The organism is Gudongella oleilytica (assembly GCF_004101785.1).
Classification (GTDB): Bacteria; Bacillota; Clostridia; order Tissierellales; family Tissierellaceae; genus Gudongella; species Gudongella oleilytica.
This window is the reverse complement of sequence record NZ_CP035130.1, coordinates 2,106,088-2,125,964: the sequence shown is the minus strand read 5'-3', so window position 1 is coordinate 2,125,964 and position 19,877 is coordinate 2,106,088. Positions and strand designations below refer to the sequence as shown.

Genomic DNA, 19,877 nt, shown 5'->3' with positions numbered 1-19,877 from the left:
TTATACTATCATGTATTAGCTGAGCTCTTTGTCAGTAAATCAATATTCAGGAGGCAGTGCCATCATTTCTTCATAAGTAAACACTGGGCCGTCAACGCACATATAGTGGCTTCCAACCTTGCAGTGGCCGCATTTACCTGCACCACATCTCATGTGAGTTTCCAAGGTAACCAGTATGTCTGCAGGCTTCATCCCCAAATCCATAAGGTCTCTTGCAAGCTTCTTGATCCTTTCCGGTGAAGCACATATGAGAGCGGTCGTATTAGGCCAATCAAGGTCCAGATCAGGGAGCATGTCATTGACAAAGCCGCTGAATGCCTCTACCTCATCCGTCGGATCTTTGAGTGCATACTTAACTCTAAAGTTAGGCACCTTAGCCCATTCCTTCATCTCATCCTTATAGAGCAGCTTTTCATATCTAAGAGCACTAGCCATAATATAGACCTGCTTGAAATCTTCATTGTTTCTCAGTACAGGCTCGATAACTGTTCTAAGAGGTGCCATAGCAACACCAGAGCCTATAAAGATAAGGTTTCTTCCTTTAAGAGTTTCATAGGGGAATGCGCGCCCATAGGGACCCCTTAGACCTATCTTGTCGCCTTCCTTCATCTGGAACAGCTTATCTGTAACAGATCCAACATTTTTGAAATCGAATACGACTTCATCCTTCTGCTCAGACCCAAAGGGTATAGAGAGAGGTACTTCACCCTCACCAAAGACAGTTACCTGGAAGAATTGGCCTTTATGCTCATAGGTCTTATGCAGCTTTGGATCGTCATACCTCATGAAAAGGCGTTTTATATCAGGAGTTTCCTGCTTGACACGGGTTATAGTAGCAACGTCCGGTGTGAACAAACCGTGCTGCGATTTTATTTCGCGGTCCATTATTTCATGTCGGATCTTTGTGATCTGGTGTATAGCAGGTAGCTCCGGATTCTCCTTAGCAGCCCTTTGCATCTTTCCTATAATGTCGATTATGCTAATATAGGTCGGGCACACATCCGTACATCTTCCACAGCCTGAACAGCCTTTGAAACCAAATCTTTCCTCGATGTACTTCAGCTTGTCATAGATCCTGTACCTGACACGGGAAACAGCATCTCTTGGGTTGTGATTTTCAGCATTTCGAGTGAAGTGCTCACTTTGACATGAATCCCAGTATCTTACTCTTCGACCGCTGTTCTCATCGATTTTTTCTTCAACAACATTGAAGCAGGTACAGGTCGGGCAAACATTGGTGCATCCTGTACAGCCAATGCAAGCATGGGCTTCATCAAGCCAGAAGTCTGCATTAAATGTCTTTGCCATATCATCCCAAAGGTTAGTAAGGTCCATTTTAAGAGGGAAGCTGTCCTCAACTTTAGCCATTAAGGCATTCTTTTCATCAAGGATATCTTCATCTATTTCAGTAAAAAATGACTGAGCGTCGCTTATAAGAGCTTCACCCTTAGGTGTTGCAGCTTCGACAAGGTAGAATGTATCCATGGGGGTCAATGCTAAATCATGCCCCATTGTTGAAAACACACCTGTTCCTACTGAGGTGCAAAAGCAGTGAGGTCCAGCCTTTAGACAGTTCACAGCTATTATGGTCGTTTCATCTCTTCTGGACTTGTAATTCGGATCCGGATACTCATGAAGATAGAACCTGTCCGTGTATGCGATCCCGTATGTATCGCAGGCTCTTACTCCGAAAAGTATCCTATTCTTCGAGTGGTTGTGAGCAAGCCCTTCAATTTCAATACATTCTCCATTTCTGGTCCACTTGAATAAGCCTTCCTTCTGTTCAAATACCATCTCTTTTGCCGGTAGAGATAGGTTGATGTAATCCTCAGTCCTTTGAACCTCGCTGAAGGGCAGAAGCTGGATGTCCTTGCCCTTTCCGGAGGGAACATATACTGAGCTTTTTTCATTCCATATACTCAAAACCTGATCCAATTGATCCTTATTTATGGTATAGAGCTTATTTGATTCCACTATTCCACCTCGATTCTTACAGCTGAAACCTTCAGAGCCGGTATGTTTATAATTGGGTCCAGATTTTGTCCCCCAGTGAGCCGATTTGCCGGAGATTCGGCGAAATGGAACGGAACAAATACTGTTTTTTCATTTATGCGGTCAGTAACCATCGCTGGTGCTACTATGCTTCCTCTTGCAGATGTTATTCTGACAGGCTGGTGATCCTTTATACCAAGCTCCTTGGCGTCCTTGGCGTTTATTTCGACAAACCCCTTTGGATACTCCAAAGCCAGGGTCCAGACCTTACGTGTCATCGTTCCTGTATGGTACTGGTGAGTTACTCTTCCTGTAGTCAACAGGAATGGAAACTCCTCGCTTCTCTGATCTCCTAAAAATTCAAAATCGTTAACAGTAAACAACCCCTTGCCTCTCTTGAACTCTCCAACATGAAGAATGGATGTTCCGGGATGTTCCTTATCCGGACAAGGCCATTGTATACCTACTTCACGAATTCTTTCATGAGTGATCCCGCCGTAGATATCAGTCGCTATATTTATTTCATCCATTATGTCAGATGGACTCTCATAGCTCACATCCATGCCTATGCGCTTCATTATTTCTACTATGATCTCCCAGTCAGGCTTTGAGTCTCCAATTGGCTCGATTACCTTATGGATCATCTGCACCCTTCGGTCAGTATTGGTGTAAGTACCTTCTCTCTCCAGGAAGCTTGCGGCAGGGAGGACAACGTCTGCAAATTGAGCAGTCTCGGTCAAAAATATATCCTGAACTACCAGGAATGGTATCTTTTCGAGACAATGGATCGTGTGGGTCTGGTCAGGATCAGACAGTACAGGATTTTCTCCAACTATGTAGGCTGCCTTCATTGTACCCTCCTCCATCAGGTTGAACATCTGTATGATGTTCCTCCCTCTCAGGCAGGAAAAATCTCCCCAGATTTTTGTAAAACGATCTTTTGTTTCAGGCCATTCAGGTCTTTGATATCCTGGCAGAAAATCAGGCAAAGCTCCCATGTCCCCGGCACCCTGGACATTGTTTTGCCCACGCAAGGGATTTATACCTGTCGATGGTCTTCCAACATGTCCTGTTATCATTGCAAGATTAGCCAATGCCCGAATGCTTTTAACACCTGTTGTTTGCTGTGTCACGCCCATAGTGAAGAGAATCATTGCTTTATCAGTGGTCGCATACTTACGGGCAAATTGTCTGATGGTATCAGCAGGAACCTTTGATATTTTTTCAGCCCACTCAGGAGTACAGTCCTTTACAGATTCCTTCATTTCCTCATAATTCTCTGTTCGATTTTTTATAAAATCCTCATCAATTAAATTTTCCTCGATGATAACATTGATCATAGCATTGATCATAGGCAGATTGGTCCCAGGCTCGATAGGTGCATACCCGTGTGCGAAATCAGTAAGCCTGATTTTGCGGGGATCAATTACATACAACTCAGCACCCTTTTCAAGGGCTTCAAATATTCTTGTGCTTGCCAGTGGGTGTTGCTCGGTCGTGTTTGAGCCAATAACAAGGATCAGCTCTGCATCACTGATATCATTCATAGTATTAGTGGCACCTCCGGTTCCAAAAGAGGTAGAAAGACCTTCTACCGTTGGGCTGTGTCAGAGGCGTGCACAGTGGTCGATGCTGCTGGTCTTAAGTCCTGCTCTTGCAAGCTTTGCCATCAGGAAGTTTTCTTCGTTGGTGCATCTTGCCGAAGAGATAAGTCCTATTCTGTCAGTGTTGTCTTCATCTATCATCGCAGCCTTCAGTCCGGCTGCTACCTTATTCAATGCTTCATCCCAGGAAACTTCCTTGAAGGTCCCGTCTGATTGCTTGATCAGCGGAGTTTTCAAACGTCTTGAATCTCTTACAAAGGCATAACCATGCCAACCCTTGGAGCACAGTTTTCCTTTGCTTACCACATGATCATAGCTAGGCGTTATGCCTAAAACGGTGTCGTCATCTGCTACGTTCACGTAAATGCCGCAGCCGCACCCGCAATACCCACAGGTTGTTTCTACACGCTTCAACAAAATCCCTCCATTTTAATAAGATCGATGATTTCTAAATATTCGCTCTTTAATTTTAACACATTTCCTCAGATATTAACAACATGATAGTAGGGTAAGTTGGAATTATTCTATACTGCCATGGTTAGAAATTATATTAGCCTTGAGACCTCCATGTGATATCATGAGTTTAGGAGAATGAGATTTGTTTAGAGAATGATTACATCATATCTTTTGGTGGGATCGACATAAATGGGAGGTTAAGATGAATCCAAGATGCTTCAAATATTTTTAGATCAATAGCTCCGGTAAAATCATCGGAGCCTTTAGTATGTAAAATGGGATAACTTTTTGAAAGTATGTTAAGATAATCTTTAGAAAGAATAATACATTAAAGAATAATGTGAGGACCGATATGTGTACAGGAATAAAAGTCAATTTTGACAACGGATGTGTTTTGGGGAGAACTATGGATTTCGAATCCCCTATTGAGTATAATGCTCTGTTCCTGCCAAGAGGGTACAGCTACTGCATTGATTTAACAGGGAAGCCTTTATACTCGAAATATATGATGATGGGGATGGTTTTTAGAAATCGGGATCCGCTTAAGGATGGAGTAAATGAACACGGCCTGACAGGAATAACCAATGACTTTGGTGGGTTCAACCTCTATTCAAAGAAAATTGAACCAGATAAAATCAACATATCAAGCATGGATTATTTCAACTATGCTCTGGCAAATTACAAATCAGTAGATGAGCTGGAAAAGGATTTACCTAATATAAATATTTCTACAAGGGATCATAAAGGTGATAGCATATTATGTCCGGATTTTCACTTCATGTTTTCTGACTCAACAAAGAGATGTATAATAGTCGAGCCAAAACAAGGCAAACTGACCAGTACTGATAATCCCTATGATGTCATGACTAATTCACCTGATCTGGAGTCTCAAACCAGAAGGCTCAAGCGGTTGATGGATATTGAGAACCTGGATGAGTTCAACTCACCTAAGGATCTTCCTGGGGGTTATGATCCAATATCGAGGTTCATCAAGGCATTTTATCTTAATAGGATGAACATTCCAGCCGGAAATTGCAAGGAGGCATATTCTAATTTTTACAACATAATTTCAGCTATGACTATGCCGAATGGATTTGTGAGGAACAGAAAATACAGCTCTACGACTTGCACCAGGTACACCTGTGCCTATGACACAGAATATAAACATATGACAGTTAAGACTGATACCAATCCCATGATATATCAATTGAGCTTCCAGGATATTGAGGATAAGGAGAAAAGGCAGTCGTTTTTCATTGAATCTGAATTTGAGACAAAAAAATTAATATAAACAATAATCACCAAAAAATAACATTTGGAAAGGGAATTATTCAATGGATGGAAACAAACGCAATTTAATTAAGCCGGGGATCAGGGTGAGTGTAATACAAAAACAGGACCAACGCTCAGGGAAAACAACGGTAGGAATTGTCAAGGACATTCTGACTAAGTCGACCTCTCATCCTCATGGGATTAAGGTTAGGCTTGAGAGTGGAGTTATTGGAAGAGTTAAGGAGATATTTACAGATAGGTCTGGAATAAACGAGGATGAAAAATATTAAGAAATGGACAGTTATTACGGGTAATTGTTTTTTTGAGATAAAATGAAAACAGGTACTATTATTACATAGATCCATGCGAATGTATTAATTGGAGGAACTCCTGATGAAAAACTGAGAGTCACACAAGCCTTCCTTCAAATGAAGAAGTTTGATATTGATGAACTTGAAAAGGCAAGGCTGGGGAAGTGAATCCCCAGCCTTTAAGGTGTTACTTTACACTGATATTATGATCCTTGATTTTTCTCATTATCGTGGATTGACTTACACCTATAAGCTCGGCAGCCTTTCGTGTGCTTTTTGTGGCTTCAAGAGCTCTTGTAACAATTGTTTTTTCTACAGCACTGATTGCCTCAGCAAGCATTGGGATTCCATTTATCAATATATCGCCCTGCTGAACTCCGGTCTCCTCAAATGAGAAATATTTAGAGTAAAGATGTTTCGGTAACAGCAAATCGTCTATACACATGATCAGCAGTCTCTCAACAATATTTTTAAGCTCCCGCACATTACCAGGCCAAGTATATTCTTCCAGAATCTCGATAAGCTCTGCAGAAAATTTTTTATTCATCCCATATTTCTTGTTGTAAATATACAAAAAGTGTTGAAGCAATGGAGCAATATCCTCTCTACGCTCGTTAAGGGAGGGCAGCATTATCGTTGCAACGTTTAGACGGTAATACAAATCCTTTCTGAAGGTCCCTTCTGAAATCATTCTCTTTAGATCTCTATTTGTAGAAGCTATCAGCCTGGCATTTATTTTTATAGGTTTTGTCCCTCCTACCCTGAACGCTTCTCCACTCTGTAGAACACGAAGAAGCTTAGCCTGAAGCTGAGTTGACATTTCACCTATCTCATCCAACAACACTGTCCCTTTTCCGGCAATCTCAAGCAGACCTGGCTTCCCCTTGTTTAAGGCCCCTGTGAATGACCCAGCTTCATAGCCAAACAACTCCGACTCAAGAAGTGTTGGGGAAAGATTGCTGCAATTTATCTTTAAGAATGGCTGTTGTCTTCTTTTACTTGATGTATGTATAAGAGAAGACACTACTTCCTTTCCTGTGCCAGAATCCCCAAGTATCAGGACATGGACATCATATGCCGCAATCCGGAAAGCATCCTGTAGTGCATGTCTCATCTCAACGCTTTCGGCTATTATATCTATCGAGCTGTCCTCATAAAGCTGCATCGAGATAGGTGCAGGAGTGTCCCATGAATATTGGGACTTTTTTATTGAATTAGCATACTCGAAGGCATTTGCACAAATAAGTATCAATACTGGTTCACCAAGGTTGTTATAAATGGGAGTACCGGTTATGAATGCAAACTTGTCGGTCTTAAACCTCTGGAAAACAGTTACCACTTGATTCGTTTTAAGGACTGTCGGAGTGACCAATGGAGTAAAATATCCTGCAGTTTCCAGGTCGTATACCTTCTTCCCGATGATCTGCTCACGATTCATACCTGTAAGCTCCTCATAAGTGCTATTCAGATAGGTGGCGGTTCCGTCAGCAGCCGTAATGAATATACCGTCTGAGTATGAATCGAGGATCGTATCAAAGTAATTCTTGTGAAAGTGTACATGATTCATCGCATGGATCACATCGGCAAATATTGCCTGATTTTGAAGGGTGATTACATACTCCAAATCGACATTGTCAAAGTAGTCCTCCCTAAAATCCTCGGAGAGATTATCAAAGGGTATTACTCTCAGGTTATAGCTGTTATTTTCAAAGATTATTGTTGTATTTGTTATGACTCCTGATAGCTTGATCCCCTGGATATGTGAGTGTATCAAATCAAAGGTATTATCCCTTAGAAAGCTGTTGCCTGCTTCATCGCAAGGATAAATCGTGCTATTTCTATCCATTAAGAAGGTATACTGCAAATATTGTTTAGTATTGTAAAGATAACTCATTCCAATTCCACCTTTCATACCTTATTTTAATAAAGGATATATGTTAATGAACCGAAAGTCAATCAGATAACTTCAATAACGGTTCAACAATCCTGACGAAATATTATATTTGGATCCATCTATTCGTTTCATTCTCTGTAACGCATGAAATATCAATGTTTGCATTTGTAAACAAGATTGCTAAAAATAATACATATTGGCATGGATATTGCTTATACATAATACAGAAGTTTTTTACTAAAAGAAAGGAAGTGACCAATATGACTTTAATGACCCGACAGCAGTATATTGAAAGCTTAAGGAAGTTAAATCTCAATGTTTACATGTTTGGAGAGAGGGTTGAGAACCCTGTGGACCATCCAATGATAAAACCTTCAATGAACTCAGTGGCAATGACCTATGAAATGGCCCAGCAACCTGAGTATGAGGATCTAATGACTGCTGTTTCAAACCTGACAGGTAATAAAGTTAACAGATTCACCCACTTGCATCAAAGTACTGAGGATCTTGTAAAGAAGGTCAAAATGCAAAGAATGCTTGGTCAAAAAACCGCATCCTGTTTCCAAAGATGCGTTGGACTTGACGCTGCAAACGCAATTTACAGTACTGCCTTCGAAGTGGATCAGGCATATGGAACTAATTATTTCGAGAACTTTAAAAAGTATTGGACTATGATCCAGGAAAATGACTATACAGTTGACGGAGCTATGACCGATCCTAAGGGCAACAGAAGCTTAGGCCCATCAGAACAGAACGATCCTGATATGTATCTGAGGGTAGTTGAAAGAAGGAAGGATGGAGTAGTTGTAAGGGGAGCCAAGGTACATCAGACTGGCATTGTCAACTCACATGAGGTTGTTGTCATGCCAACGATATCCCTTAAAGATAAAGATAAGGATTATGCTATAGCCTTTTCTGTACCTTCAGATACTGAAGGAATAATTATAATCTACGGACGTCAATCCTGTGATACCAGAAAGCTGGAGGAGGATGCAGACATAGATTTGGGGAACAAAAATTTTGGCGGACATGAAGCACTTATGATTTTCGAAGATGTATTTGTTCCAAATGAAAGGATATTCCTGAATGGTGAAACTGATTTTGCAGGGATGCTGGTGGAACGCTTCGCAGGATACCACAGACAAAGCTACGGTGGCTGCAAGGTAGGAGTAGGGGATGTCCTCATAGGTGCTGCAGCGCTGGCCGCTGAGTACAACGGAGCACAAAAGGCATCACACATCAAGGATAAGCTCATTGAAATGACCCATTTGAACGAGACTATCTATAGCTGCGGGATCGCATGCTCTGCAGAAGGGTGCCCGACAGCAGCAGGAAACTATTTGATAGATATGCTCCTTGCTAATGTGTGCAAGCAAAATGTAACCAGATTCCCATATGAGATCTCAAGGCTGTCTGAGGACATTGCCGGTGGATTGATGGTCACTATGCCATCAGAAAAGGATCTGCGTGATCCGGTGCTTGGCAAATACATAGAGAAGTATCTTCAGGGAGCAGCACCAGTTCCAACAGAAAACAGAATGAGGATCCTTAGGCTTATAGAGAATATGACCTTAGGTACTGCAGCAGTTGGTTATAGGACAGAATCCATGCATGGAGCGGGTTCTCCACAGGCCCAAAGGATAATGATATCAAGACAGAGTGATTTGGAGCAGAAGAAGCAGCTGGCTAAAAATATCGCTGGAATCGATGATAACAAATAGAAAGGATAGAGGTGATCATTAATGGCAAGAAGAACAGAAGCAATGGATGGAAATACTGCGGCAGCATATGCATCCTATGCATTTACTGATGTTGCGGCAATATACCCCATTACACCTTCCTCACAAATGGCCGGATTAGTAGACGAATGGTCCTCAAACGGCAGAAGGAACATATTTGGAGATACTGTGTTGGTCAAGGAAATGCAGTCCGAGGGTGGAGCAGCAGGGACTCTTCACGGTTCACTCCAGGCAGGAGCTCTCACATCTACATATACAGCATCACAAGGGCTTCTACTGATGATACCAAATATGTACAAGGTTGCAGGAGAGCTTCTTCCCGCGGTATTCCATGTAAGTGCAAGGTCACTGGCATCCAATGCGCTTAGTATCTTCGGGGATCATCAGGATGTCATGGCAACCAGACAAACAGGCTTTACTCTGCTTGCATCCAGCAGCGTACAGCAGGTAATGGATCTGGCGGCAGTTGCTCATCTTAGTGCAATAAAATCCCGTATACCGGTATTACACTTTTTCGACGGGTTCAGAACATCTCATGAGGTCCAAAAGATAGAAGTATTGGAATATGAAGAGCTTTCCAGGCTAGTGGATATGGATGCAGTCAAGGCGTTTAGAGATAATGCATTAAGCCCAAATCGTCCCGTTCTTAGGGGGACTACTCAAAACCCAGACGTATTCTTCCAAATGCGCGAAGCCATAAATAAGTACTATGATGCTGTTCCTGAAATCGTGCAAGGCTACATGGATGAGATCAACAAGCTTACGGAAAGAGACTATAAGCTCTACAACTACCATGGAGCAGTTGATGCTGAAAGAATAATAATCGCAATGGGTTCGAGCTGCGAAACGATCAGCGGAGTTGTTGATTACCTGAATAACCAAGGAGAAAAGGTTGGAGTCCTTGAGGTTCACCTTTACAGACCCTTTGCTTCAGAGTACTTCCTGAATGCGATACCCAAATCAGTAAAGAGAATCGCTGTTCTCGACAGAACTAAAGAGCCGGGGTCAAACGGAGAACCATTGTATATGGACGTCAAGAATGCTTTCTACAATACCGACAATCAACCTCTTATAGTGGGCGGAAGATATGGCTTAAGCTCGAAGGATCTTAAGCCCGAGGATGTCCTGTCAGTATTCGACAATCTAAACATGGAAAAGCCCTTAAATGATTTTTCCGTAAGCATAATCGACGATGTGACCTTCAAATCATTGCCGATACGTAACAGAGAGATCGACACCACTCCTAAGGGAATAAAAGCCTGCAAATTCTGGGGATACGGATCGGACGGAACCGTCAGTGCCAATAAATCTGCAATAAAGATCATCAGCTCAAACACAGATTTCTATACGCAGGCATACTTTGAGTATGATGCAAAGAAATCAGGAGGACTTACGATCTCCCACTTAAGATTTGGAGAGGTCCCTATCAAGGAGCCTTATACGATCAACAGAGCAGACTTTATCGCATGCCATAACCAAGCCTATGTAGACAAGTATGATCTTCTTGCTGGAGTCAAAAAGGGTGGAAAATTCCTGTTAAACTGCATCTGGAGCGAAGAGGAGTTGAATAGGAAGCTTCCAGCCGCTATCAAGAGAGCGATAGCCAACAATGATGTGGAGTTTTACACCATAAATGCCGTAGAGCTGGCAGAGGAGCTTGGACTAGGAGGCAGGATAAACATAATCATGCAGGCTGCTTTCTTTAAGCTTGCAGACATAATACCCTTGGAGGATGTTGAGAAGCATCTTATGAAAGAGGTTGAGGCCTCCTATGGAAGCAAGGGTCAGAATATTGTCGATATGAACAACCTTGCCATCAACAAAGGCTTTGAAGGCATAAGAAAGATCTCGGTACCTGAAGCATGGAGGAACGCAGAGGATAAAGCAATCGAAATGGATCCGGATATGCCTGATTTCATAAGGAATGTTATCCTCCCTATGAATGGAAGAGAGGGAGACAAGCTGCCTGTAAGCGCTTTCAATGGAAGAGAGGACGGATCGTTCCCTCTTGGAGTTACGGCGTGGGAGAAGAGAGAAGTGGCTATCAATGTTCCAAGGTGGTACTCATCCCAATGTACTCAGTGCAACCAATGCTCATATGTTTGTCCGCATGCTGTAATAAGACCTATACTGCTTGATGGTGAAGAAATAAAGAATAGTCCTCTGGGATTTGAAACGATAAAAGCTACAGGATTTGATGGTATGCAATATCATCTGGCGATTTCAGGACAGGACTGCACTGGATGCGGAAGCTGTGTTGAAGTATGTCCGGTCAATGACAAGGCTATAAAAATGGAGCCGTTCGCAGATAACAGAGAAAAGTACATCAGTGACTGGAACTTTACCAAGGACATCCCGACAAAGGAGATACCAAAGAAGATTGCAGCAAGCGTCAAGGGAAGCCAGTTCCTTAAGCCGCTTCAAGAGTTCTCTGGTGCTTGTGCCGGCTGTGGAGAGACTCCATATGCCAAGCTCATAACCCAACTTTTTGGCGACAGGATGATGATTTCGAATGCAGCAGGTTGTTCAACTGTATGGGGAGGATCACCTCAGGTATCATACACGACAAATGAAAAGGGGTACGGCCCTTCCTGGGGATTCTCACTGTTTGAGGACAATGCAGAGTACGGCTTTGGGATGTGTCTGGGAGTCAAAAAGCTTAGAGATGCAACCAGAAAGCTTGCCATTGAAGCAATAGAATCAGGAGTAAGCTCCAGTGTTGAGTTGGCTCTCAGGGATTGGCTTGAAGGTTTCGACACATCTGACAAAACAAGGGAAAGGGCAGACAAACTGATTTCAGTTCTCGAGGAAGAAAAGGCAAACTTTGATATTCTGAAAAATATATATGACAACAGAGATTACTTTATCAAGAGGTCACACTGGATATTCGGGGGAGATGGCTGGGCTTACGACATAGGCTATGGCGGTCTGGACCATGTACTTGCTTCAGGAGAGGACGTCAACGTACTTGTATTTGACACAGAGGTTTATTCCAATACAGGTGGTCAATCCTCCAAGGCTACGCCTACTGCTGCAATAGCTGAATTTGCATCCAGTGGCAAAAACATCAGGAAAAAAGACCTGGGGATGATGGCAATGAGCTATGGGTATGTTTATGTTGCTCAAATAGCCATGGGTGCTGACAAGAACCAGACATTAAAGGCGATAATGGAGGCAGAGAACTATCCTGGACCCTCACTTGTAATAGCTTACTCGCCATGTATAAACCATGGAATCAAGGCTGGAATGGCAAAATCGATGCCTCATACTAAAGAGGCTGTTGAAGCTGGCTACTGGTCACTGTACAGATATAACCCGCTTGCTGAAAAGGAAGGAAGAAATCCATTTATGCTGGATTCCAAGGCGCCGACAAAGGACCTTAAGGAATTTATGCTAAGCGAGGTAAGATTCTCATCTCTGTACAAGCTGTTCCCTGATGCCGCAGAGGAGTTATTTCAAAAGGCTAAGGCTGATGCTGATTTCAGATATGAAAGATATGTACAGATGGCGACTCGCTAGAGATATTTGAACTGAATATGAATTGGAGGTCTATAAATGAGCTATTTATCAGATATTGCATTAAATTATCCAGCCTCAGGGATCAGAAAAATGTTTGACCTGGCACAAAAATATGATGATGTTGTTAAGCTTACGGTCGGAGAGCCAAATTTTGATACTCCACAAAACATCAAGGATGCTGCGAAAAGAGCTATCGATGAGGGTTACACACATTACAGCCCAAATGCCGGTTTGCCGGAGCTTCGAGAAGCCATTGCAAAGGAATATCTTAAATATTCAAGGGACTACACCCTTGAGAATGTAATGATCACTGTAGGCGGCATGGAAGCCATAACAATGTGTTTGATTGCCACTGTCAACCCGGGGGATGAAGTAATAATACCTGATCCATGCTTCCCAAACTATGTTGGGCAGGTAATGGTAGCAGGGGCGAGGCCGGTAAGCGTACCTGTTTATGAGGAGAATGACTTCAGTATAAAGGCTGAAGACATAGAGAAAGCCATAACACCTAAGACAAAAGCAATACTTTTAAACTCTCCAAGCAATCCTCTTGGATCAGTAATAACGAAGGATGAAATAATTAAAATTGCTGACTTAGTCAGAAAATACGACCTCATAGTTTACTCAGATGAAGTTTATGACAAGATTATCTTCGATGACTTTGAATATTTCAGCATAGCACAGATCCCTGAGGTCAGGGATCAAGTGCTTGTCATCAACAGCTTTTCAAAGTCGCATGCCATGACAGGATGGAGGATTGGTTACATAGTCGGACATGAGGGCATAATTTCTGCTATGCCCAAGCTGCAGGAAGGGATAGTATCCTGCGTTTCAACATTTACTCAAAGAGCTGCTCTGGAAGCCCTTCAAGGCAGCCAGGATGAGGTCAGGAAAATGCATTCAGACTACCTTAGAAGAAGGGACATACTAATAGATGGGCTTAACAGCATCCCAGGAATAACCTGCAAGAAATCACCGGGAAGCTTCTATGCCTTTGCTAATATTAAGGAGCTTGGTGTAAGCTCAGAGCAGTTTGCAGAGGATCTTGTAAAGCATGCCAGAGTAGTTGTGGTACCAGGATCAGCATTTGGAAGCATGGGCGAAGGATACTTCAGGACGGTTTTTGCCAACTCCGATGAAAACCTTAAGGAAGCAGTGAGAAGGATAGATGAGTATGTAAGAAAAGCATATTAGATCCTAACTATCCTCAATACCCAGCATATAATATAGCACTCTTATAATTCTCGCTTAAGAGTGCTATATTTTAATTTTTGTTATTATTAGGTTCCGCTTAGTGTCAGACACCCTTTACTTTGTTATCTGATTCCTTCTGGAGGATTCTAAGTGCCTGATTGAATTCCTTAGCAGTCTTATTGTCATTCACCCAAAGAACCAAAGACACAGTAAAGTATATTATTAATATTGATAGCCCAAGGCTTATAGCCATCGAAATGCTTGAGATTGATCCATACCTGTATAGAATCGAAAGAATTATTAGCTCGAGGAGAATTAGATGCAGGAAACTGCGAAAGGCGGCCTGCCTGACTGTCAGCTCGACAGAGGAGTAATTGACCAGATTGGCCAGAGCAGCTGCAGCCCCAAAAATTATCGGTGAGAAAAAGGCTTCATATCCAAAGCATGCCTCGGGTTCATAGATCAATCCAATTACTGCTATGGAAGTGCAAATGAAAACAACAGATATTAGAAAGCTCATCAATACTTTTTTTATTAAGAAAGTTCTAAAATCCATTATGCTTACCCCCAAAAACTATATTTTTAAGTGCGGATACGTACTGTCGGGAAATGATTATTTTTTCGCCATTTTTCATATTTGCATAAAATCTGCCATTTAAGGCTGGGCTTATGCTATCCAATCTCATAAGGTTTATTACAAACGATTTGGAGCATCTTATGAAGTGTCTGTCCGAGTATGCATCCTCCAGCTGGTATAGTCTTATTTTAAGCTCATATACATTAGCTTTTGTATATGCAAAAACTCTTTCATCTACAGCCTCGAAGTAAAAAACGTCAGAAAGTTCAAATTGAAAAATTTGTTCACCTGCAGAGCCTGTTAACATGGTTCCTTTTGCGAGAGCATAGGAACGGATACTTTCCACCTCAGGACTGATCTCGACACACTCGATTACCACACATTCTTCATTTTTGTCGTTGACATTCCTGATGCAAACCCTCATAATCAGTATTCCCCTTTCAGGTCTGGAGCACAATTATACTTCAAATAACCATCAAAAAAAGTAAGTACAATTCTATTTGTATTTTCGATACAATACCTGGGATCGACTGCACCTATCCCCAAAGTATTGGCCAGAATGGGCGAAAACAATGGAAGATCCGTAAAATTAAGGTGCCCAGCACCCCTAAAAACAATATCATAGGAGCATATAGCTCGATTTGATGCATAGTGGTTATCGTAATCATCGCCCACAAGCTCTTTTGAGAGTGTGTAGTGGTCCTCGGCATATAGGTTCAGAAGTGGTATAGGGTAAGGCTCAGGATTAAGAACTACTTTGCCATTTTCAAATCCAATCTCTTCTCCCAGCATAGTTCCATCAAGTACTATAGCAGCATCTATGTCAGAGCGTTCCCTGCCAATCTGAGCAGCGGCCGCTCCACCAAGAGAGTGTCCAATAACCCCAATTTTATCGGGGTCGATATTTCCAAAAAATCTGTCCGTTACCTCATTTTCACATTCCAGGAGTATGGTGTCAAGCACAAAGTTCATATCCTCAGTTCTCAACTTCATCCATTCTTTCGTGGTGTTGTATATATCTTCTTCACCTTGAGAATCTATTACCGCATTTATCTCAGTTGCTCTTTTTAAGAAGTTCTGATCGACAGTTGTCAATTTACCCGATGTATCAATGGTATAGAAGGCATGATGGGTATGACCAATGCTTGCCACAATATATCCATTTGATGCTAATTCAGCAAAGGTTGAATAATTACTGCCGCTGAAGCCAAAAGCTCCGTGTGAAAATACCACCAACGGATATTTCTCGTTAGAATCTGATGGGTACCAGAATTCTACTGTAAGTGCTCTCTTATCTTCTGATCCGGAAAAGGTATCTTTCCTGCTGTTATCTATCCAGGTATATTTTGAAGTGTCAATATCATATGTACCGCTTAAAGGAAGCTCCTGATACTGAGGAAACAGGAATAAAGGCAAAAGAGAGACTAATATAAGTGTAATTTTGGATACCAGGCAGGTAATACTCTTCCCTATGCTATATTCCCTCTTACCTCTTTTTAATAAAACAAAAATTGAATACGCTGATTGGGCAATCAGTAAAAGAAAAAGCATAATATACCTGAAACTCCATACGAATACTCCTGAGTAAACAAGTATTCCGAACAGAAACAAAATAGATAAATTGACTACACCTTTCTCCTCCGAATGCGTTTGCTTAGTCAATATGGACCAGGTAAAAAACATACCCTCAATTGATAACAAAACAACAAGTGTTAAAATGATCATATAAAAAACCTCCCCGATTTAGATTCTACCTTGAGTATAGAACCGTAATAATGCTAAAACAACAGATAGAGGATGAGCTGCATTTTAGAAGGACAAGATACATAAATCTATTGGAAAATACTAAATTGTACAAACTCAAAGGAATGTAGGCTGTATTTTTAGTTTTTTTAGCTGCAAATAGCAACCAAATAGCTTCAACCTTATAAGATTAGGGATTTAGCCTTAATAACTAAAGGATTTGCGCCTTGTTGATAAGGGTACTTATGTATTGGAATTTATTTATTTCATCGAATTTTCAAAGCTCGATTTGACTTTGTGAATTCTTATCATTGAAGCGATTAATCAAAATCAATGGGGATGGGGTGTCACTATGAAAAAGAAGATTTTGATTCCAGTATTGATTCTATCAGTTGTTGGTATAGCCATAGTATATTTTTTGACTAAGGGCAATATCGGAACCAAGTACAACACAGTTGAAGTAAAAAGAGGATCATTGGAGAAGTATGTGGAAGAGGTCGGCATTATAAGATCAAAAAACATAAGGCAATATTATAGCAATGGATCGGGCAAGGTTGAAGCTGTAGCCATTGAGCTTGGTGATAAAGTCAATAAGGGGCAGATATTGGTTAAATTTGAAGATAATATGGATTTGGAGATCCAAAAAGTTGAAAAACAAATCGAGGCTTTGGAAGCTACATACAAAGATATACTACATGGAACGGATATACAAAGTGTAAACAACGCAAAGATTGAAATATCAAGGATAAGAAGCGATCTGGACTTGGCAATGAAGAATAAAGAAAGGATTGAAGAACTATATAAAAATGGTGCTGTATCACTTGTGGAGCTTGAAAGTGCAGTCAATAACTATGATCAGCTTGGCAGCGCATTGGCTATAGCTCAAAATAACTATAACCAGCTTACAAAGGGTGTTTCTTTAAGCTCTCGTGAGAAATACGAGGCTGAAATCGATATTTTGCTGTTAACACTGGAAGCACTTGAGAGAAGTCGAGATAACTCTACCATTGTTACTGATATTGATGGGGTAATAACTGAACTAAATACTTTTGAGGGAGATATGCCATACCCTGGATCCTTGGTATTGGAGATACAGGATCCAAATAATAAAGTCGTGTCAGTGGATTTTATTGTTGAGGATGCCCTGAAGATCAATGAAGGCATGAAGGCTTCAATAGATGACTCAATACTCGACATCCACATCGACGACTTAAAGGTAGGCAAGAAATATCCCAAGGCGTTCACTACGATTTCTGTGCTTGGTGAAAAGGAAAACCGCCAAACCGTAGAGATCGATTTGCCACAAACAGAATATGAGGTTTCTTATGGAATTGAAGTAAATACAAGGGTGGTTATTGAGGAATCAGAAGAAGCGATATTAATTCCAAAGGGTTCAGTATACCAAATGGATTCCAGAAACTATGTTAAGATACTTGAAAATGGAAAGCCTGCTGAGAGAGAAGTAACCATTGGCCTGGAGATGGATAATCAGGTGGAGGTAAAGTCGGGTCTAAGTAAAGGCGATCTCGTTATTCTGAACTATCAGGACAACTGAGCTTGAGAGCAGTTCGCACTTAGAGTAATCCTATGAAAAGAGGGAAAAAATGATAAAAGTTAAGAACCTTTATCACTCATATAGCAATGATGAAAATTATGCAGTAAACGACGTCAGCTTTGAAATAGAGAAGGGTGAGATATTTGGATTCCTGGGTCCTTCAGGAGCTGGAAAGTCAACAACACAAAACATACTTGTTGGTCTCCTGGAGTTTCAAAAAGGTGAGGTTGAGGTCGCTGGATATGATATCAAACATATTAAGAATAAAATGTTCAATAAGATAGGAATGTCCTTCGAGCAATCCAATGTATACAATAAGATGTCAGGCCTTGAAAACCTTGAATTTTATAGGAAGCTGTTTGATGTTGAGACAAGAGATCCCATGGAATTGATAAAATTGGTTGGATTGGATGGAAAGGAAAACATCAAGGCAGGGAAGTATTCAAAGGGGATGAAGCATAGACTGACCTTTGCAAGATCAATGATAAATAACCCTGAAATATGGTTTCTTGATGAACCTACAACTGGTCTTGATCCGGCGATAGCATCAATAATAAAGGATATAATCAAGGCTGAAAATGAAAAGGGTGTAACAGTATTTCTGACCACTCACAACATGTTCATTGCTGATGAATTGTGCGATAGAGTAGCCTTTATAGTGGACGGCAAAATTAGATTGATTGATTCGCCAAAGCAACTAAAATTAAAGTATGGTGAAAAACTCGTGGAGGTAGAATATATAAGAGACGGAGAGCAGACAATTGAAAAGTTTTCTACGGTATTTGAGGAGGATAAGAACAAGCTGATTGAAGTAATAAAAAAATATGATATTCAAACCATGCATACCAAAGAAGCCACCCTTGAGGAGATATTCATTAAAGTCACGGGAAGGGGATTGGTTTAAGTGAAATTATGGTACAGTTTTTCAAAAGAAATCATTTTATCGTCGAAAAGCTGGTATTTTTATATAGAGATTGGGATGTCGGTAGTACTGCTCATGATACTGTTGTTTGTTGTTCCTGAAAACTTCGACAACACAAGCAAGGAGTACATATATTTGGAATTGCCGAAGGCGTTGGAAGAAAAATACAGGGATAGTCTTCTCGATGAGGACTTGGATGAGACTGTCAAGATAGTGGAGGTAAAGGCAAATGGTAGCTTTTTCATGGCAGAGCTTTATGAGACTGAGGAATCAGAGATCTATCTGTTGGACAGCATAGATGCACTGAATGCATTTTCAAACGCAGAAAGAGTACCTGCGGTACATATCCGGGTGAATGAAAAATACCAAATCGTGCACACCTACTATCTCCAGGGATATGAGACTCAAAAGCTGAAGAATTTACTGATGGTATACAACAATAGATTTGCAAGCAATAAAATCATTGAGGAGTACTCTGACAATATTCAGGTCCGAAGCTTGTTCCGGGAGTCGGAGCCATTAAGCGACAGACAAAGCATGCTTCCTGTTTTCTTGACATTAAATGGGAGCTTAATGAGCATGTTTGTTATTGCTGCTTACATATTCCTGGATAAAAACGAGGGCATAATCAAAGCTTATGCCATTACAGCCTCTACTGTCTGGCAGTATCTTTTGAGTAAAATAGGGGTTATAATCATGACATCCATATTAACATCTCTGGTGATCACAATACCAATAATGGGACTTCAGCCCAATTACCCTGCTTTGCTTTTGTTCCTTGTAACATCAGGTTTTTTCGCTGCTTCTCTGGGACTATATCTTACAAGCTTCTATAAGGATATAATCGAAGCATTTGGTGTAATGTACATTCTGATCGTTATAATGATAATGCCTAATATCTCATATTTTACACCGAGTTGGGATCCGGACTGGGTGAAGATCATACCAAGCTACATCATGCTTCAGAGCTTTAAGGAAATAATTACCGTTAATGGGAATATAGCCTATGTGATGGTAGCATCACTTGCTTTTGCAGTGCTGGGGCTCAATATATTTATTCTTGCAAACGATAGATTCAATAAGACCCTGACCCTATGAA

At 41.1% G+C, this 19,877-nt stretch carries 14 protein-coding genes and 1 pseudogene; 8 read left to right on the top strand and 7 right to left on the bottom strand.

Features of this window, described 5'->3' with window-relative positions:
* Positions 1–39 precede the first annotated feature (39 nt).
* The 3 genes and pseudogenes from EC328_RS10290 to EC328_RS11880 form a co-directional block, all read right to left on the bottom strand.
* Entirely contained in the window at positions 40–1,974 is a 1,935-nt protein-coding gene (locus EC328_RS10290; protein WP_206363858.1) for a 4Fe-4S dicluster domain-containing protein, read from the bottom strand.
* Entirely contained in the window at positions 1,974–3,833 is a 1,860-nt protein-coding gene (gene fdhF / locus EC328_RS11885) for a formate dehydrogenase subunit alpha (protein WP_338035544.1), read from the bottom strand. Before fdhF ends, EC328_RS10290 begins: the two co-directional genes overlap by 1 nt.
* Positions 3,834–3,860: 27 nt before the next feature.
* Positions 3,861–4,010 (bottom strand): annotated as a pseudogene (locus EC328_RS11880) (hypothetical protein); the annotation flags it as partial.
* A 394-nt stretch (positions 4,011–4,404) separates the two neighbouring features.
* On the opposite strand from EC328_RS11880, the gene EC328_RS10275 reads away from it, so the two are divergent.
* Together EC328_RS10275 and EC328_RS10270 are read left to right on the top strand one after the other, a co-directional pair.
* Positions 4,405–5,343 carry a linear amide C-N hydrolase gene (locus EC328_RS10275; RefSeq protein WP_128426707.1) on the top strand — a complete coding sequence of 313 codons (939 nt, stop codon included), beginning with the start codon at positions 4,405–4,407 and terminating at the stop codon, positions 5,341–5,343.
* Between the two features lie 43 nt (positions 5,344–5,386).
* Positions 5,387–5,614 carry a YwbE family protein gene (locus EC328_RS10270; protein WP_128426706.1) on the top strand — a complete coding sequence of 76 codons (228 nt, stop codon included), beginning with the start codon at positions 5,387–5,389 and terminating at the stop codon, positions 5,612–5,614.
* 208 nt (positions 5,615–5,822) lie between these two features.
* Here the strand turns inward: EC328_RS10270 and EC328_RS10265 are convergent, their stop codons facing one another.
* On the bottom strand, positions 5,823–7,529 hold the full coding sequence (locus tag EC328_RS10265; protein ID WP_164906098.1) for a sigma-54 interaction domain-containing protein: 1,707 nt from the start codon (positions 7,527–7,529) through the stop codon (positions 5,823–5,825).
* A gap of 260 nt (positions 7,530–7,789) precedes the next feature.
* On the opposite strand from EC328_RS10265, the gene EC328_RS10260 reads away from it, so the two are divergent.
* From EC328_RS10260 to EC328_RS10250, 3 genes are read left to right on the top strand one after another with little or no spacing between them, the layout of a single operon-like run.
* Positions 7,790–9,250 (top strand): 4-hydroxyphenylacetate 3-hydroxylase family protein, encoded by a 1,461-nt coding sequence (locus EC328_RS10260; protein ID WP_128426704.1) that lies wholly within the window; start codon positions 7,790–7,792, stop codon positions 9,248–9,250.
* Positions 9,251–9,271: 21 nt separating this feature from the next.
* Positions 9,272–12,787, top strand: a complete 3,516-nt coding sequence (nifJ, locus tag EC328_RS10255; protein WP_128426703.1) for a pyruvate:ferredoxin (flavodoxin) oxidoreductase — start codon at positions 9,272–9,274, stop codon at positions 12,785–12,787.
* Between the two features lie 36 nt (positions 12,788–12,823).
* Positions 12,824–13,981, top strand: a complete 1,158-nt coding sequence (locus tag EC328_RS10250; protein WP_128426702.1) for a pyridoxal phosphate-dependent aminotransferase — start codon at positions 12,824–12,826, stop codon at positions 13,979–13,981.
* A 103-nt stretch (positions 13,982–14,084) separates the two neighbouring features.
* Here the strand turns inward: EC328_RS10250 and EC328_RS10245 are convergent, their stop codons facing one another.
* From EC328_RS10245 to EC328_RS10235, 3 genes are read right to left on the bottom strand one after another with little or no spacing between them, the layout of a single operon-like run.
* Entirely contained in the window at positions 14,085–14,537 is a 453-nt protein-coding gene (locus EC328_RS10245; protein ID WP_128426701.1) for a DUF3021 family protein, read from the bottom strand.
* Complete coding sequence (locus tag EC328_RS10240; RefSeq protein WP_128426700.1) at positions 14,527–14,982, bottom strand: LytTR family DNA-binding domain-containing protein; 456 nt, start codon at positions 14,980–14,982, stop codon at positions 14,527–14,529. The genes EC328_RS10245 and EC328_RS10240 overlap by 11 nt, the downstream gene beginning before the upstream one ends.
* Positions 14,983–14,984: 2 nt before the next feature.
* Complete coding sequence (locus EC328_RS10235) at positions 14,985–16,283, bottom strand: alpha/beta hydrolase family protein (protein ID WP_128426699.1); 1,299 nt, start codon at positions 16,281–16,283, stop codon at positions 14,985–14,987.
* A gap of 370 nt (positions 16,284–16,653) precedes the next feature.
* Between EC328_RS10235 and EC328_RS10230 the strand changes: the two genes are divergently transcribed.
* The 3 genes from EC328_RS10230 (at position 16,654) to EC328_RS10220 (ending at position 19,876) form a co-directional block, all read left to right on the top strand.
* Positions 16,654–17,856, top strand: a complete 1,203-nt coding sequence (locus EC328_RS10230) for an efflux RND transporter periplasmic adaptor subunit (protein WP_128426698.1) — start codon at positions 16,654–16,656, stop codon at positions 17,854–17,856.
* A 49-nt stretch (positions 17,857–17,905) separates the two neighbouring features.
* Positions 17,906–18,760 (top strand): ABC transporter ATP-binding protein, encoded by an 855-nt coding sequence (locus EC328_RS10225; protein ID WP_128426697.1) that lies wholly within the window; start codon positions 17,906–17,908, stop codon positions 18,758–18,760.
* A 75-nt stretch (positions 18,761–18,835) separates the two neighbouring features.
* Positions 18,836–19,876, top strand: a complete 1,041-nt coding sequence (locus EC328_RS10220; protein WP_128426696.1) for an ABC transporter permease — start codon at positions 18,836–18,838, stop codon at positions 19,874–19,876.
* The last annotated feature ends 1 nt before the right edge of the window (position 19,877 follow it).